This is a genomic window from Tsuneonella dongtanensis, from assembly GCF_001698205.1.
In the GTDB taxonomy this organism is placed as follows: domain Bacteria; phylum Pseudomonadota; class Alphaproteobacteria; order Sphingomonadales; family Sphingomonadaceae; genus Tsuneonella; species Tsuneonella dongtanensis.
In genome coordinates, this window is sequence record NZ_CP016591.1 from 2451038 (window position 1) to 2466930 (window position 15893).

11 protein-coding genes and 1 tRNA gene are annotated in these 15893 nt (G+C 66.0%); 7 read left to right on the plus strand and 5 right to left on the minus strand.

Going from position 1 to position 15893, the window contains the following annotated elements; all coding sequences use genetic code 11:
* Positions 1 to 49: 49 nt before the first annotated feature.
* On the minus strand, positions 50 to 1267 hold the full coding sequence (locus A6F68_RS12080) for a dihydroorotase (protein WP_067680478.1): 1218 nt from the start codon (positions 1265 to 1267) through the stop codon (positions 50 to 52).
* Positions 1264 to 2310: an aspartate carbamoyltransferase catalytic subunit gene (locus tag A6F68_RS12085; protein WP_198152601.1), complete on the minus strand. Its 1047-nt coding sequence runs from the start codon at positions 2308 to 2310 to the stop codon at positions 1264 to 1266. Before A6F68_RS12085 ends, A6F68_RS12080 begins: the two co-directional genes overlap by 4 nt.
* Before the next feature lie 102 nt (positions 2311 to 2412).
* Here A6F68_RS12085 and sppA point away from each other — a divergent pair, with 102 nt between their 5' ends.
* From sppA to A6F68_RS12100, 3 genes are all read left to right on the plus strand, one after another.
* Complete coding sequence (gene sppA, locus A6F68_RS12090; protein WP_067680480.1) at positions 2413 to 4290, plus strand: signal peptide peptidase SppA; 1878 nt, start codon at positions 2413 to 2415, stop codon at positions 4288 to 4290.
* A 93-nt stretch (positions 4291 to 4383) separates the two neighbouring features.
* Positions 4384 to 4458 (plus strand) — tRNA-Val (locus tag A6F68_RS12095).
* Between the two features lie 99 nt (positions 4459 to 4557).
* Positions 4558 to 6165, plus strand: coding sequence for a winged helix-turn-helix domain-containing protein (locus tag A6F68_RS12100; RefSeq protein ID WP_067680483.1), 1608 nt, complete (start codon positions 4558 to 4560; stop codon positions 6163 to 6165).
* Here the strand turns inward: A6F68_RS12100 and A6F68_RS12105 are convergent.
* Positions 6162 to 8213 carry a TonB-dependent receptor gene (locus A6F68_RS12105; protein ID WP_067680486.1) on the minus strand — a complete coding sequence of 684 codons (2052 nt, stop codon included), beginning with the start codon at positions 8211 to 8213 and terminating at the stop codon, positions 6162 to 6164. The genes A6F68_RS12100 and A6F68_RS12105 overlap by 4 nt on opposite strands.
* A 71-nt stretch (positions 8214 to 8284) precedes the next feature.
* Positions 8285 to 9511, minus strand: coding sequence for a serine hydrolase domain-containing protein (locus tag A6F68_RS12110; protein ID WP_084001809.1), 1227 nt, complete (start codon positions 9509 to 9511; stop codon positions 8285 to 8287).
* Between the two features lie 74 nt (positions 9512 to 9585).
* Between A6F68_RS12110 and A6F68_RS12115 the strand changes: the two genes are divergently transcribed.
* From A6F68_RS12115 to A6F68_RS12130, 4 genes are all read left to right on the plus strand, one after another.
* Positions 9586 to 10482 carry a LysR family transcriptional regulator gene (locus A6F68_RS12115; RefSeq protein WP_067680489.1) on the plus strand — a complete coding sequence of 299 codons (897 nt, stop codon included), beginning with the start codon at positions 9586 to 9588 and terminating at the stop codon, positions 10480 to 10482.
* A 68-nt stretch (positions 10483 to 10550) separates the two neighbouring features.
* Complete coding sequence (gene dgcN, locus A6F68_RS12120; RefSeq protein ID WP_067680492.1) at positions 10551 to 11588, plus strand: N-acetyltransferase DgcN; 1038 nt, start codon at positions 10551 to 10553, stop codon at positions 11586 to 11588.
* The gene (gene dgcA, locus A6F68_RS12125; protein WP_067680495.1) at positions 11546 to 12529 is read left to right on the plus strand and encodes an N-acetyl-D-Glu racemase DgcA; all 984 of its coding nucleotides are present in this window, start codon (positions 11546 to 11548) and stop codon (positions 12527 to 12529) included. Before dgcN ends, dgcA begins: the two co-directional genes overlap by 43 nt.
* A gap of 65 nt (positions 12530 to 12594) precedes the next feature.
* On the plus strand, positions 12595 to 14076 hold the full coding sequence (locus A6F68_RS12130; protein WP_232308135.1) for an N-acyl-D-amino-acid deacylase family protein: 1482 nt from the start codon (positions 12595 to 12597) through the stop codon (positions 14074 to 14076).
* Here A6F68_RS12130 and A6F68_RS12135 read toward each other — a convergent pair.
* Complete coding sequence (locus A6F68_RS12135; RefSeq protein ID WP_198152603.1) at positions 14073 to 15836, minus strand: amidohydrolase family protein; 1764 nt, start codon at positions 15834 to 15836, stop codon at positions 14073 to 14075. The genes A6F68_RS12130 and A6F68_RS12135 overlap by 4 nt on opposite strands.
* Positions 15837 to 15893 lie beyond the last annotated feature (57 nt).

Sequence of the window (15893 nt, forward strand, 5' to 3'; positions counted from 1 at the left end):
GATCGAACGAACCGGCCATGCGTTCCCGCAGCCGGTGCGGTTCGCCGCGTCAGACGGGCTGTCCGCCTTTATAGAGTGCCTGAACGCGCCCTTGCGTGGGTTGCCGATCGAACGGGGTGTTGCCCGCGCTCGCTTCCATCTTCGCGGCCGCGACGATCCACGGCCGGTCCGGGTCGATGATCGCCACGTCAGCCTCGGCGCCCGTGCGAAGCTCTCCGGCGGCCACTCCAAGGAGTTTCGCCGGATTGCGCGCCAGCAGGTCGAAGGCTCTCGGCATGTCGATAAGCCCGTCGCGAACCAGTGTCAGGGTCATCGCCAGGAGTGTCTCTGCGCCTGCCATCCCCGGCGCGGCATCGGCGAACGGCAGACGCTTGTCCTCGGGCCCGCGCGGATCGTGGCCGCTGGCGACCACGTCTATGGTGTCGTCCGCTATGGCCTCGCGCACGGCCTGGCGGTCGTCTTCGCTGCGGAGCGGAGGGGACAGGCGAGCAAAGGTCCGGAAGTCCATCGTCGCGAGGTCCGACAACATGAAATGCGCCGGGGTCACTCCCGCCGTCACCGCGACGCCACGCGCCTTTGCGGCCCGGACGAGGTCGAGCGCACCGCGCGTCGTCACTTGCCGAAGGTGCAGCCGCGCGCCGCTCATTTCGGCGAGTGCAATGTCGCGCGCCACTGCCAGCAGTTCGGCCTCCGCGGGCGCACTCGGCAGTCCCAGCCGGGTCGCCATCTCGCCCGCTGTCGCGACCGCACTCCCGACGAGCCCGGCGTCTTCCGCATGGCTCACCACGACGAGATCGAGCATGGCCGCATATTGCAGCAGCCGCAGCATGACGCCGGAGTCGGCAATCCACCGGCGGCCCGTCGCTATCCCGCGTGCCCCTGCATCCTTCATCAAGGCGATCTCGGCGAGTTGCTCGCCCGCAAGGCCCACGGTGGCCGCGGCAAGCGGGTGGACCCACAGGTCGGGCTTGCCGCTCTTGGCGATGAAATTGACCCGCGCCGGATAATCGAGCGGCGGGTTCTGATCGGGCATCAGCGCGGCTCGGGTAATTCCGCCGAAACGGAACGCCGGCTTGTCGACGGCGTACACGCCCAGATCGACCAGGCCTGGCGCAACGATCAGCCCTTTCGCGTCGACCACCTCGTCCCCTGGCTCCGGCCCGGACAAGCCGGCCACCAGCCCGTCGGCAAGTCGAAGAGAGGACTCGCGCAAGCCCTCCGGTGTCACGACCTTTCCGCCGACTATGGTGATGGGACGCGGGTTCATGCGCCCTTCTCCCATCCTTCTACCCCACGTCGGCGGCGGGTGAGCACCTCCAGGCAGGCCATGCGGATCGCAACGCCCATCTCGACCTGCGCTGTTATGATCGAGCGGTCGATCGAATCGGCTACGTCGCTGTCGATCTCGACCCCGCGGTTCATCGGGCCGGGATGCATGACGATGGCATCGGGCGCCGCCTTCGCCAGTCGCTTCGCCGTCAGGCCGTACAGGTGGTGGTATTCGCGCGGGCTCGGCACGAACTGGCCGCTCATCCGCTCGGTCTGGAGCCTCAGCATCATCGCGACGTCTGTGCCATCGAGCGCCCGATCGAAGTCCGTGAAGGGCTTCGCGCCCATCGCCTCGATGTGACTGGGCATCAAGGCGGGCGGAGCACAGACCCGCACCGTCGCGCCCATTGCCTGAAGGCAGAGGATATTCGAACGCGCAACACGGCTGTGAAGCACGTCGCCGCAGATCGTCACCGTCAGCCCGGTGAAGTCGTCTCCTGAATGCCCGCGAGCCTTGAGCGCATGGCGCAGCGCAAGGGCATCGAGCAAGGCTTGCGTGGGGTGTTCGTGCTGCCCGTCACCGGCGTTGAGCACGGGGCAATCGACCTTGTCGGCGATCAGCGCGGTCGCTCCGCTCGACGAATGGCGGATCACGATCGCATCCGGCCGCATGGCGTTGAGGGTGATTGCGGTGTCGATCAGCGTCTCGCCCTTCTTCACCGAGCTTTGCGCCGCATGCATGTTGACGACATCGGCACCCAGCCGCTTGCCCGCGATCTCGAAGCTCAGAAGCGTGCGGGTGCTGTTCTCGAAGAACGCGTTGATGACGGTCAGGCCGGCGAGCAGGTCGCTGTGCTTGGCGGCACCGCGGTTCATCTCGACCCATTGTTCCGCCTCGTCGAGAAGGAACAGGATCTCGTGCCGTTCGAGCTTTCCGATCGCGAGCAAGTCCCGGTGCGGAAACGCGCGCGCGCCCGCTGGATAGCGGCTCGCGGAAGTCCCGCCAGCGCCGATGTTTTCCGCCGATGTCATTGAAGCCATGCCCTTGGTCGAAGCGGGTATGCCGGTCAAGTGCAATCGGGTGGCAATACCGGTCCGCAATCCCTAGATCGCCACCGAAGCAATATCGGGAAATCCTCACACATGTCGTTCGCTCGCAAGGTCTGGCACCTGATTGTCGCCGTAAAGGACGGCCTCAGCCTGCTGTTCCTGCTGCTGTTTTTCGCGGCGCTCTATGCCCTGCTGACCGCCCGGCCCAACGCTTCCGCGGTGCGCGACGGCGCGCTCCTCCTGTCGCTCGACGGAGTGGTGGTCGAGGAAAAGACGGCTGTCGATCCGATCGCGATGCTGCTTTCGGGCGAAGAGCCCACCGGCGAATACGACGTCCAGGAACTCGTCCACGCGCTGGAAGAAGCGGCGACCGACGACCGGATCAAAACGGTCGTTCTCGACATGGGCGGGTTTTTTGCCGCCGGACAGGTGCATCTCGAGGACATCGGTGCCGCGCTCGATCGCGTGCGCGCGGCGAGAAAGCCGGTCTTGAGCTATGCCACCGTCTATAACGACGATGCGATCATGCTGGCGAGCCATGCGAGCGAAGTGTGGCTCAACCCGATGGGCGGCGCGGTCGTCCTGGGGCCCGGTGGCAACCGGCTGTACTACGGCGACCTCCTCAAGAAGCTCGACGTCAACGCGCGGGTCTACAAGGTCGGAACATACAAAAGCGCCGTTGAACCCTACATCCTCGACGGGATGTCGGAACCTGCTCGAGAAAACTACACGCAGATCTACGGGGCGCTGTGGGCCGAATGGCAGGCGCACGTCAAGAAGGCACGGCCCCAGGTCAACCTGGCCGCTTTTGCGCAGGACCCGGTATCATTCTTCACCCGCGCCGGCGGCGACGCGGCGACCGCAGCGAAGAATGCAGGACTGGTCGACAAGCTGGGCGACCGCGTCCAGTTCGGCAAGCGTGTGGCGGAAGTCGCGGGCGACGATCCATGGGACGACAAGCCCGGAGCCTTCGCCTTCACCGAGCTCGAACCGTGGCTCGATGATCGTCCCATGGCCGAAGACGGCGATGCGATCGGCGTCGTGACGATTGCCGGCGAAATCGTGGACGGTAACGCCGGACCGGGCGTTGCGGGGGGTAGCCGGATCGCCGAACTGCTCGACGAAGCGCTCGAGGACGATCTCAAGGGCCTCGTCGTGCGCGTGGATTCGCCGGGCGGGTCAGCGCTTGCCAGCGAAGAAATCCGCCAGGCGATCCTGCGGCACAAGGATCGCAAGATTCCCGTGGCGGTCTCGATGGCCAACGTCGCGGCAAGCGGCGGCTACTGGGTTGCGACGTCGGCCGACCGGATTTTTGCCGAGCCCGACACGGTTACCGGCTCGATCGGCATTTTCGCGGTCATCCCGACTTTCGAAAACCTCGCGGAGAAGTGGGGTGTCGGCGTCGACGGGGTGAAGACCACGCCGCTGTCGGGCCAACCCGACCTCATCGGCGGACTGCCGCCCGAAGCGGACGCACTTATGCAGGCCTACATCGAGGACGGTTACGACGATTTCATCGAGCGGGTCGCAAACGCGCGCAAGCTTTCGAAATCGAAAGTCGACGAAATCGGACAGGGGCGCGTGTGGGACGGGGGAACTGCGAGGCAGATCGGACTCGTCGACCAGTATGGCGGCCTCGACGAAGCGCTTGCGTGGGTGGCCGGTCAGGCGAAACTCGGCGAAGGCGAATGGTACGCCGAATACCTTGGCGAGGATGCTCGCACGAGCGACACATTGCTGCGCAATCTGCTGTTCGGCGAAAAAGCCCGCCCTGCCTCCGGAACCGACCTAGTCGGTGCGTTCGCGATCCGGCGCAATGCCGCTGTTGCGCAAATGGCAGCTGATCTCGAACGGCTGGCCGGCGTAAAGGGAATGCAGGCCTACTGCCTGGAATGCGCGCCTGTCGTCCGTAGCCAGCCGGCGCGCGCACTCGACGGCTGGCTGGCAAAGCTGATCGCTCTCATTAGTTGACCGCTACGGGATAGCCGCTTGCCAAGCTCATGAGCCGGTGGCAAAGGCGCGCCCCTGTCCACCCCACCGGACGATGTCCGGGGGCCGCAGGACGGGCGCGTAGCTCAGCGGTAGAGCACACCCTTCACACGGGTGGGGTCACAGGTTCAATCCCTGTCGCGCCCACCATCTCCTGGCCGGTTGGCGCAGCGAGGACCGCGGCATGGCGGTCCGCGAAAATCGTGATATTGCAGTTTCCGAAGCGCCATTGCGCATCGGAAGACGTGCATGAACGAAAGTCGATTCACGCCCGAAACGTTTCCGCTCGATCGCGGAGAGGGCGGCTCTGGGTCGAGCCGGCTCGACCCGCGGTCGCTTGCGAAACGGCCCGACTTCGCGCTGGGTGCCGCAACGGTCCGCCCCTCGGTTCGCACGGTCGAGGGCCCCGGCGGAACAGCGACAGCCGAACCGCGGGTGATGCAGGTGCTCGTGGCGCTGGTCGACGCGAGGGGTGCGGTGCTCACCCGGGACGACCTCATTCGCCATTGCTGGAAGGGACAGGTCGTTGGCGACGACGCCATCAACCGCGCTATCGGCGAAGTGCGGCGGATCGCGCGGAGCACCGATGGCGGTTTCGGTGTCGAGACGATTCCCCGCATCGGCTATCGCCTGAGCGTCGGTGAGGCCGATGGCGCCGATGCGAAGGCCGCAGCCGCCACCGTTGAGAATGCGCCCAGCCGCTCAGTAATCACCCGTCGTGCGATCATCGCCGGGGGACTGGTCGCAGCCGCTGGAGGCGCGGGCTACTGGCTAACACGCCCTGAACCACAAGACATTTCCGCCCGCTTGATCGCCCGCAGCGAAGCCGCCCTGCACTCCGGCACTCCTGAAGGGGAAGCCAGAGCAATCGCCCTGCTCGAAAAGGCCGTGGCGTCCAACCCCGCGCATGCCGCGGCGTGGGGCCGGTTGGCGCTTACGCGTGCCCGCGTCGACGAGCACGGGATCCTCCCTGCGACAATACCGCTGACCAAGGTGAGCGAAGCGGCCGATCGTGCACTCGAGCTCGATGCGGACAATGCCGATGCGCTTTCCGCGCGCGCGGTGGCCGTCCCCTACTACGGCGACTGGATTGGAGGCGAGCGCCGCTTGCGGTCGGTGCTGGACCGTCATCCCGGGCATGTCGAAACGGTCGATTCGTACGCCTTCTTTCTTGGCGCGGTCGGGCGCATGCGCGAGGGCGCCGAACTCAGGCAAACGATCGCGGAGACGGCGCCGCTCGATCCCAACTTTCAGTTCCGCAAGGTCTATACTCACTGGTTCATGGGTCAGACCGAGCAGGCAGACCGGACGGTGACGGGCGGTCTCAAGATGTGGCCCAGGCACAATGGCCTGTGGTTTGCGCGGTTATGGCTCCTGGCAGGGACAGGCCGCTTCGATAGAGCGTTGGCGCACATTGGCGATGCCGCTGGCAGGCCGCCATTACCGCCACCCATGGTCGCCACGTTTGCAACTGCAGTGTCAGCGGCGCAGTCCCGTGATGCGGATGCGATCGAGGCCGCGACCGCGCAGGTCATGGGCGGCGTCGGACGGAATGTCGCGTCGGTCGTGAGCGGACTGATGCTGCTCAACCTCATGGGCGCGAACGACCCGGCCTTTGCGCTTGCCGAAGCCTATTACCTGGAGGAGGGCCCCATACTGTCCGCCATGGATTGGCGACCGGGGCAGCCCATGGTTCCTGATCAACGTCGGCGGAAGACCAACATGCTGTTCACCCCCACCGCAGCGGGGATGCAGCGGGATGCGCGCTTCATGCCGCTGATGGAGCGGATCGGGCTGGCGAATTACTGGAGACGGTCGGGTGCAACGCCCGATTTTCTTGCAGCTAGCTCGGTCTAGAAGCGCGCCTCCAGACCTATTCCAAGTTCGCGCGGGTCCCCGGCGGTGCCGAGCCTCGAGGGAAAGATATAAGTCAGGTAGAACGTATCGAAGACGTTTCGCGCGTATGCGAATATCGTCACTGGTCCTGCATCGAGCGAACCGCGCAGGTTGACGATCGTGGATGGCTCGATGCGCAAGGCCGGAGTGTTCGCGTCGTCGCTGAAGTAGCCGCTCTGATGCGTGAGCTGCACCGAGAGGCGGAGCGGATCGACCGGGTTCCAGTCGACCATTCCGGAGGCGCTAAAGCGCGGGGCCCGCTGAAAGACCTTCCCAAGCGTGGGATCGTTCGGGAGCACCGTCTCGACGACGCGGGTCCGCAAGAGCCCGATGCCGGCGGCCAGGGACAGGCGCCGTCCTGCGCGATAACCGAGTTCCGCTTCGAGCCCCTTGCTTCGTGCCACGGGCGCATTGGCGAATTCCGGGGTATCCAAGGGATTACCGTTGGGAAGGATGATCGTGACCAGCTGCTGCCGCTGCGCATCGGCGATGTCGTTCTTGAACAGATTTGCAGCGAGGGTGCCCCTGCCTCCCGCGAAGCTCGTTCGAAAAAAGAGCTCGTAATTCCACAGGGTCTCGGGCTGAAAGCTGTCTTCTGCGAGGCGGAAGAGGCTGATCGACGTGCCTCCGGGATTGTAGGCGCGCTGCACCAGCACGCCCGCAGTTGTCCGCGGTGCCAGCTCGTAGGTCAGCGATGCCTTCGGCAACCACGCATCGAACAATCCGTCATAGTCGAGTGCTATTCCCGTCGGCGGGGCACCGACCTGCCCCACGCGCCGCTGGCGATCGCGCTGGTATCGAATCCCGAGGGTCAGGCTCAGCGGCGGCACAGGTCGCACCGTCGCCTCGCCGAAGAGCCCGAGGCTCTCCTGCCGGTCGCGGAAACCTCCGGTGCCGATGCCCAGCCCGGTGATGTCGATCGACTGGCGCTGGCGCGTGGCAATGTAATTGACGCCTGATATCAGTGATATTCCCGTACTCGCCTTCCAGCGCAGGATGCCCTCGGCCGAGTAGTCCGTTCCGTCCACGCGCGTCCGGCCGAGCCCGGGCAAACCGAACCTCTGGACCACGAGATCGCCGAACGAGAACGTGGCGGTCGACAAAACGGCGCCGGCCGGCTCGTAATCCAGACGAGTGGTCACCGCATCCACATCGATGCGATGAACGCCGTTGGTCACTTGGGGGATCGCCGCGCGCCGCTCGCGGTAAGGCGGGAGCACCGCCTCGAATTGCGGGCTCTGGGCTCTTGTGTGAACGTAGGTCGTCTCTAGCCGCGCATCGGGAATGGACTTGGGCTCGAACAGCAGCTTCACGCGCGCAAGGCCGTAATCGTCACGGCGGACATCAGCGCCCGGAATGGCATCGGCAAGATCGCTTGCAGTTTTTCCCAGGCGCAGATCGCCGCTCACGCGGAAGGCAAGCTGGTCGGCAACGATCGGCCCCGACAAGGCAAGCGAGCCCTGCCGCGTCGCCTGGTCGCCGACCAGCATGCGGGCGCGGCCCTGCCAATCGTAGGTCGGGTCGAGCGTTTCGACGAAGATGGCCCCGCCGATCGCATTGCGGCCCTGTGTGGTGGTCTGCGGGCTGCGGAACACTTCGACCCGCTCGACATCCCAGAGGCCGGCGGAGGAATTGACATATTCGTAGTAGGTGCTCGGCCTGCCATCGATCTGTACCGTCACCCGTGGCCGCGTCCCCCCGAGAAATGCGAAAAGGTTGCGCAGTACTCCGGTCGAATCCTGTCCTCGGATTGCCGGACCTTCCTCGCCCGAGCCGACTTGGACGTTGGGCGTGGCCTCGAGAATCTGGTCGAGCCGGTCGGCGCTTGATGCCTCCAGCATCTCGGCGGTTGTGACCGACACGCTCGAAGGCGTTTCGCGGATCGGGCGGGCAACCCGTTCGCCGGTTACGATGATTTCTTCGCCGCTCTCAGGTACTTGTTCACTCGATTGGGCCGCAGCCATGGACGACGTGGCAATCGTCGAGGCGAGCAGCATCCTGGCAAGCATCCTGATCCCTCTCGATGCGGACGCACAAATTGCCGCAAACGATCATGATTTCAAGCGTGGTTGGACGACGCTCAGTCCTCGTGCGCGGAGGGGCGTTCCAGCGGGCCGCGGGCGAGTTCCTCCTCGATCCGCATGTAGGCCGAGTGACGGCCGGTGTCCGCATCCAGGACGTCGGTCGCAAGGTAGGCAACGCCGGTCCGGCGCTTGCGATCGATCCACAGGCCGGACTTGAGCCCATAGGCATCGCCCGCATGGCCGACCCGCTCGCGCCCGTCGCCGAATGGATCGTCGCGGCATCCCGCTTCCGGTGTCGCGAGGGTCTGCGTCGCGAGGCCATAGCGGCAGAGGAAGCCGTTCTGGTTGTCGCCGTTGCTCCCATCATAACGCCACTCGGTGGCCAGGATTTCCTTGACCGAAGTGGGCTTCAGCAGTCGCACCCCGTCGATTTTACCTCGATTGAGCAATAGCCGGCCGACCGTCGCGAGCCCCATGACCGACACCCGTAGCCCGCCCTGCGGCGAGAACGTCGCTCCGTTGGCGCCGGGCTTCCAGCGCGACAGGTCGCACGACCCGTCGCTTGCCGGCGTGACCGGGCACTCGGGTGGCTGCCCTCGATGATCGTCCTTGGTCGGCTTGCGTTCGCGGTACTGGACCACGGCGCGCTTCGCGAAGTCGTCCGAACACGCTGCCCAATTGTAACACGCTTCGATCCCCAAGGGATCGAGCACCAGGCGGTTCATGAGCCGGTCGAACCGCTCGCCTGTCACCTTTTCCATGATCGAGGCGACCACCGGAGTATTGAAGTTCGTGTACCGGAAATAGCTGCCCGGCGCGTGCTCGGCGTCCCAGGCGCGCGGGTTTTCGAGGACACCGAACATGTCGGCATCAAAAGGCAGGACGTAATCGACCGTGTCGGTCAGGCTGGAGGTGTGGGCCAGCAGCATCCGCAGAGTGATCGGCGAATCGGGAAACGTCGGGTTGCGGAACGGGCGGCTAAGGTAGCGAGACACGTCCGCGTCCAGATCCAGCGTGCCCTGCTCGACTAGCCGCATGACGCCGATCGCCACGACCAGCTTGCTGATCGAAGCGACCCGTGCCGGGTCTTCCACGGTCAAAGGCCTGCCGGTTGCGAGGTCTGCCACGCCGCCCGCGGCCTGGCTCGTGATACCGCCGCGATCGAACGTCACCCGCGCCCAGCCGACCGGGTCCTGTCGGGGAATTTCCTCCGCGTTCGCGGGCGCGGCGCTCATGGCAAGGCTGACAAGGGCGATCGCGACAGGCGTGAATCGATAGAGCATCCTGGCACGCTATCCTCTCTTGCTGCGCGATTGAAGCTTGGCCTGCCGCTTCGGCTCGGCCATCGTGGTGCGCGATGAACCTGCGCCATATCGAAGTCTTCCACGCGGTCTACGTCAACGGCTCGGTCAGTGCCGCGGCGCGGATGCTGAACGTTTCGCAGCCATCGGTTTCGAAGGTTCTGCGCCATGCCGAGTCGCTACTGGGCTTTCCGTTGTTCGATCGCACCGGCGGGCGGCTTGTGCCGACAGAAGACGCGCATACCCTGTTCGCCGAGGTTTCCGAGATCCAGGAACGGGTCTATGCCCTGCGTGAGGCGAGCCGCAATCTCAAGCGCGGGGCGGGCACGTTGCTGCGGGTATCCGCCCTGCCCTCCATCGCGCTCGACGCCCTGCCGGTCACGGTTGCGCAGTTCATGCGCAAGCACAAGGACACCCGCTTCGATCTCCAGACCGTCCATCACGCGGACCTGCTTCGCAAGCTCTACGAGCGGGAGACCGACGTGGTCGTCGCCTATGAGGTGCCCCAGGGAGCGCCGCTTGGACGCTTCTGGCTCGGCGCGGGTGAGCTGGTTGTGCTCTACCGCGAGGAAGACATGCCCGATGCTCCTTCACGGATCGGACTGGAGGAGCTGGCCGGACGTCCGCTCGTGAGCCTTGCCGGAAGCGGACCGGTCGGCACCATATTCACCAACGAGGCCGAAAGGCTCGGCGTCGAATTGAACGAAGTCGTCTCGGCGCGCACATTCCATATCGCCACGGCGCTCGTCCGGCTTGGCGTGGGCATGACGGTGGTCGACAACTTGACCGCGCGCGCCTCGCTCGTTCCGGGGCTCGCCATGCGTCCGCTCAAGTCGCGGCTGACGTTTGACGTCAATGCGATGTACTTGCTCGAGCGTCCGCCAACCGCGCTCGCGACCGACTTCCTCAAGGCGCTGGCGCGGACTATCGACGCTCTATCCCGCCCGGCATAACCGCCGTTTATGCCACTCCGCCACGGCCATATGCGAGGATTCCCGCGCCCGGAGGTTAGCAAGGACCGGTGAACATACCTGCGCCTTACCTGCTCTATCTGGGGCACACGACCGACCCGGTCGGGATCAAGACTTCGCGCGGCCTCGCCGAGTTTCGTCGGCACGACTGCGTGGGCGAATTCCGCCATGACGATTGCCCGCTAACGCTCGGTCTGCCGCGCATGTCGATTGCCGAAGGCGCAGCAGCGGGTGCCCGCACGCTCGTGCTCGGCGTCGCCAATGCTGGCGGGACGATGGACCTACCGATGATCGCCGATGCGAAGGCCGCGCTCGAGGCCGGGCTCAATGTCGCATCGGGTCTGCACCACCGGCTCAACGCGGTGCCCGAGCTGGTCGCGATCGCCAACGCCCGGGGTCTCGCCCTGTTCGACGTGCGCGATCCGCCGGCCAATCTGCCGGTGGGCACCGGCCGCCCCCGCGCAGGACGGCGGATATTGACCGTCGGCACGGACTGTTCGGTGGGCAAGATGTACGCGTCGCTCGCACTGGTCGATGGACTGCGGGCAAGCGGCCAGACAGCGGATTTCCGCGCAACGGGCCAGACCGGCATTCTCATCGCCGGCGGCGGCGTGCCGCTCGACGCGGTGATTGCCGACTTCATCTCGGGTGCGATCGAATACCTCGCACCCGCGCGAGATGACGGCGGGTGGGATGTGATCGAGGGCCAGGGCTCGCTGTTCCATCCCTCGTTCGCGGGGGTTTCGACCGGGCTCCTTCACGGTGCGCAACCCGAAGCGCTCGTCCTGTGTCACGATCCTGCGCGCAAGGGCATCCGCGGCCTTCCCGAACGGCCCATGCCGGGGCTCGCCGAGTGCCTGGCAGCCAACCTCCAGGTTGCCCGGCTGACCAGCCCCAATGTCCGCGCGGCAGGAATCTGCCTCAACACCTCGAGCTTTTCCGAGGCCGAGGCGCAGCGGCTGTGCGGCGAAGCCGGCCACCTGCTCGGACTGCCCTGCACCGATCCCTATCGCTTCGGGGTCGAGGCGATCATCGACAACCTGCTGTGTCACGAACGCTCAAAGCCCGCGCCGATCGCTTCGCGCTGAGCCGGCCCTTCCGCATTTCGCGCGGCATCAAGACCGTCGCCGAAGTGGTCACGGTCGAAGTCGCGATGGACGGCGTGACCGGGCGCGGCGAGGGCGTACCCTATCCGCGATATGGCGAAAGCATCGAGAGTTCGCTCGCGGAGATCGAGGATGCGCGGGCAGCGATCGAAGGCGGGGCGAGCGTCGCCGAAATTCTCTCGGGCATGCGAGCGGGCGCGGCGCGGAATGCGGTGGACTGCGCGATCTGGGACCTTACGGCCAAGCAGTCGCGCCGAAGCGTGGCCCAGATGCTGGGAGTGGCGGAGCCCGGCCCCGTGCCGACTGCCCTGACGATAGTCATCGACACGCCGCGGATAATGGCCGAGGCGGCCGCCGCAATTTCCGATGCACCGCTGCTCAAGGTAAAGGTCGATGCGACCGAACCGCTCGCGATGATCCGCGCGGTGCGCGCCGCTGCACCAGACGCTGCGCTGATTGTCGATCCCAACGAGAGTTGGGACGAGGCGCTTGTCCGCGCGGCGATGCCCGTGCTCGCCGAGTGCCGCGTCGACGTTCTCGAACAGCCGTGCAAGGCAGAGGAAGACGGCTGGCTCGCGGGCTTTCGCGGGCCCGTCCCAATCTGCGCCGACGAATCGGTGCACACCGTCGACGATCTCGACAGCGTCGCGGCGCGCTACCAGGCGATCAACGTCAAGCTGGACAAGACCGGTGGGCTCACCGCCGCGCTTGAACTGGCGAAGGCGGCACGTGAACGGGGCATGGGCTTGATGAGCGGATGCATGGTCTGCTCATCACTCGGCATCGCCCCGGCGCTCCACGTCGCGCAGATGGCCGATTGGGCCGACCTTGACGGCCCCCTGTGGCTGGCCGACGATCGCCCGGGAGGCGTATGGGAAGCGAACGGCACGATGCATCCACCCGAGGAAGGTTTCTGGGGTTGAAGCGGCTTCCGCTCCTCCTGTGTACCGCCCTCACCGCATCGTGCACCACTGTAAGTCCCGCGGACGTGGACCTGCTTATCGCCGGCGGCACCATCTATCCGGGCGGCGCGGATCCTTTCATCGGCGACCTGGCGGTGCGCGGCGAGCGGATAGTCGCACTCGGCCCCCGTCTGTCGGTCAACGCGGCGCGGACCATCGACGCGCGCGGAATGATCGTCGCGCCCGGCTTCATCGACCCGCACACGCACATGGACGGCTGGTTGACCAGCGAGGAACCGCGGACCCGGCTTGTCGAGCCATTCCTCATGCAAGGCGTCACTACCGCAGTGATCGGCAGCGACGGGCGCGGCCCGGTTGAGATGGACAACCTGCTCGCCGGCGCATCTGGACGGCCGCCCGGCATCAACTTCGCCGCTTTCACCGGGTTCGGAACCATCAGGCAGCAGGTGATCGGCAATGCCCGCCGCGCGCCCTTGCCCGATGAGCTCGAGAGGGAGAGGACGCTTGTCCGCAAGGCGATGTGCGAGGGCGCGTTGGGCCTTTCCACAGGGCTTTTTTACGCACCACAGAGCTTCTCCGAGAAGCCCGAAGTCGTCGCCCTCGCCCATGTCGCAGGAGAACTGGGTGGCGTCTACGATACGCACCTGCGCGACGAATCGAACTACACCGTCGGCCTTACAGCCGCGGTGGACGAAACGATCGCGATCGCGCGCGAGGCGGGAATTCCGGTCCACATCTCGCACATCAAGGCGCTCGGCGTGGACCTGCACGGGATGGCTCCTTCGATCGTGGCCCGGATCGAGAAGGCGCGCGCGGAGGGGCTCGACGTTACGGCCAACCAGTACCCGTGGGAGGCGAGCGGAACCAGCATGGTCGCCTCGCTCGTACCTCTCGCCGCGCAAGCCGGCGGGCGTCCGGCAATGCTCGCGCGGCTCGGCGACCCTGTCGTGCGCGAGGGGATGGCCGACAATCTGCGCCGCCGCGGGGGACCGGACAGCCTCCTCGTCGTCGAAGGCCCCTGGAAAGGCCGCCGGTTAAGCGAAATCGCAATTGCCACCGGCACGGACCCGCTTGCCGCCGCGACGGCGATTATCCGCGAAGCCGACGTCAGTGTGGTGAGCTTCAACATGGCCGAAAGCGACATCGCCACTTTCATGCGCCAACCTTGGACGATGACGGGGTCCGACGCGTCGGGCGGTCATCCGCGGATGTACGGCAGCTTCGCCCGGAAGTTCGCCGTCTATGCGAAGGAACGCCGCGTGATTTCGACACGGGAGTTCGTCGATCGCAGCACCGCTGTGACGGCCGACTTCCTCGGACTGAAAGAGCGCGGCCGCCTCAAGCCAGGCCATTTTGCCGACATCGCGGTGTTCGATCCTGCGACCTTTGCCGCGGGCGCGACATACGAGGAGCCGCAACTCGTTGCGAGCGGAATGCGGACGGTCGTGGTCAACGGCCAACTGGCGGTGGATGCGGGCTCGCTGACGGGAGCCGCGGCAGGCAAAGCCCTCCGCCGTACCCCGCCGCCGGGACGTTGCCCCGCCTAATCCCGATAGAAACGGATCGTATCGACTTCGAGCGAGGCAGTTTCGCCGGTCTTGCCCGCCAGATGCACGCGGAGCGCGCGGAGTTGCTTTAGGTCGAGAACGGCTTCCTTGCTGCGGCTACGGAAGCGCTCGAACGGCAAGCGGATCGCGTGCGCTTCTTCCTTCGGTGCAAACGGCGCGGCGAACCACTCGCTGCCGTCGAGGCCGTAGCTTTCGATCACCATCCGGTAATCACCCTCGCCCCTGACGATGAGCTCCACACCCGTGAACCCGCTCGCATCCGCGACGTTGATCGGTCCGCGCGTGAGTGGCAGCACCCACTGAACGTAAGGCCTCGGCGATGCGCCCATCTGGGCGGCGAGGAAAACCGGCTTCCCGCCCGGCTTGTCGACCGCGATCAGGTGCGAGTGATCGATGCCGGGGTCGGTGGTCGCCACCGGAAGCGTGTCGAGGTCGGTTCGCCCGTCCTCGCGCGCCTGGCTCAGCACCGGACCTGTCATCGGCTCGACCGGCATTGCGCTCGTTTCGGGCCGGTCGCGCATCGCGCGAAGCTCGGCGAGCGGCACCTCGCGCCCGTCCTGCCAGACCCGAGCGACCTTCCAGATGTCGTCGATGTCCTTGTCAGGAGAGCCGTCTACCAACACGAGGTCGGCGCGCTTTCCCGGCTCGATCGTCCCGCGGTCGCCGTCCTTGTCGATGATCTCGGCGCTGGTCTTCGTGGCTGCGACCAGCGCTTCGGCGGGCGAGAGGCCAAGCTGTGCCAACCACCAGATTTCGCGGACAGCGCCGTGACCGTGATAAACCCCGCCGATCCCGGCATCGGAACCGATGCCGATGGGGATGTTCGCCTTCTTCAGCCTGCCGATGTTCTCGCGCATGATCTTCCAGCGCTTCGTATCGTATTCTCGGATCGGCCCGCCGCGGCGGTTGACCTCGTCCGCGCGTTCACCTGCGTCGAGGCCGTCCAGCTCCGCCGCGCTCAACACGCGCTCCTGTTGCGGCTCGTAAACGACCAGCGTGGCGATGTAGGCCGTGCCCTTGCGCCGCATGAGTTTAATGAGCTCGTCGTCGATCAATGCATCGCCAACGCCGTGTCCGACGGCGTCGACCCCGGCGGCTGCGGCCACCTTGGCTCCTTCAAGAGTCACGGTATGCGTGATCACCGGCTTGCCGGCGGCGTGGGCATCCTTGACGATGGCGCTGAGCGTGTGCTCGTTCATGGACATGACGTCCGGATCCCGGCCATAGCGCCAGCCGTCGGCGAAAACCTTGATCAGATCGGGATCGTAGGACAGCGCGCGCGGCATCAGGAAATGGGCGGCACGCGCCGTCGTGGTCTGCATGGTGAAGAAGCTGCCCCAGCCGTACTCGGTCCCGTGCCCGCCGGGCACGCCGAAGCGGATGGCCTGGTTGAGATGCGGCGCCCAGAAGCCGCCCGGTTTCTCGACCAGCGCGCGGATCGGCGCGATCATCTCGCCGGAAACAGAGAAGTCGTTGATCGTGGTCACGCCGTTGAGAAGGTATCCGGCCCAGGCCTTGGGCAAGTCCTCCGGCGCCTGGTAGGCCGGCGAGCGGGTGTGGGTGTGCAGGTCGAACAGCCCGGGAATCAGCGTCTTTCCGCGACCGTCGACCCGCTCGACGTCCGTCGGCGCCTCAACATCCGGGCCGATCGCAACAATCCGCCCATCGCGCACCAGCACTTTGGCGACCCGCGCCTTGGCGCCGGTTCCGTCGAACACGCGCGCTCCTTCGATCAGCATTACATTCTCCCCGAAGGCAGGTACAAGCGGCGCCGCCATGAACGAGGCGGCCAGTCC

Excerpts from the sequence above, each read along its gene's own strand:
- A6F68_RS12080 (WP_067680478.1), bottom strand. The coding sequence starts at position 1,267 with ATGAACCCGCGTCCCATCACCATAGTCGGCGGAAAGGTCGTGACACCG.
- A6F68_RS12085 (WP_198152601.1), bottom strand. The coding sequence starts at position 2,310 with ATGGCTTCAATGACATCGGCGGAAAACATCGGCGCTGGCGGGACTTCC.
- A6F68_RS12100 (WP_067680483.1), top strand. The coding sequence starts at position 4,558 with ATGAACGAAAGTCGATTCACGCCCGAAACGTTTCCGCTCGATCGCGGA.
- A6F68_RS12115 (WP_067680489.1), top strand. The coding sequence starts at position 9,586 with ATGAACCTGCGCCATATCGAAGTCTTCCACGCGGTCTACGTCAACGGC.
- sppA (WP_067680480.1), top strand. The coding sequence starts at position 2,413 with ATGTCGTTCGCTCGCAAGGTCTGGCACCTGATTGTCGCCGTAAAGGAC.
- A6F68_RS12110 (WP_084001809.1), bottom strand. The coding sequence starts at position 9,511 with ATGCTCTATCGATTCACGCCTGTCGCGATCGCCCTTGTCAGCCTTGCC.
- A6F68_RS12105 (WP_067680486.1), bottom strand. The coding sequence starts at position 8,213 with ATGCTTGCCAGGATGCTGCTCGCCTCGACGATTGCCACGTCGTCCATG.
- A6F68_RS12135 (WP_198152603.1), bottom strand. The coding sequence starts at position 15,836 with ATGCTGATCGAAGGAGCGCGCGTGTTCGACGGAACCGGCGCCAAGGCG.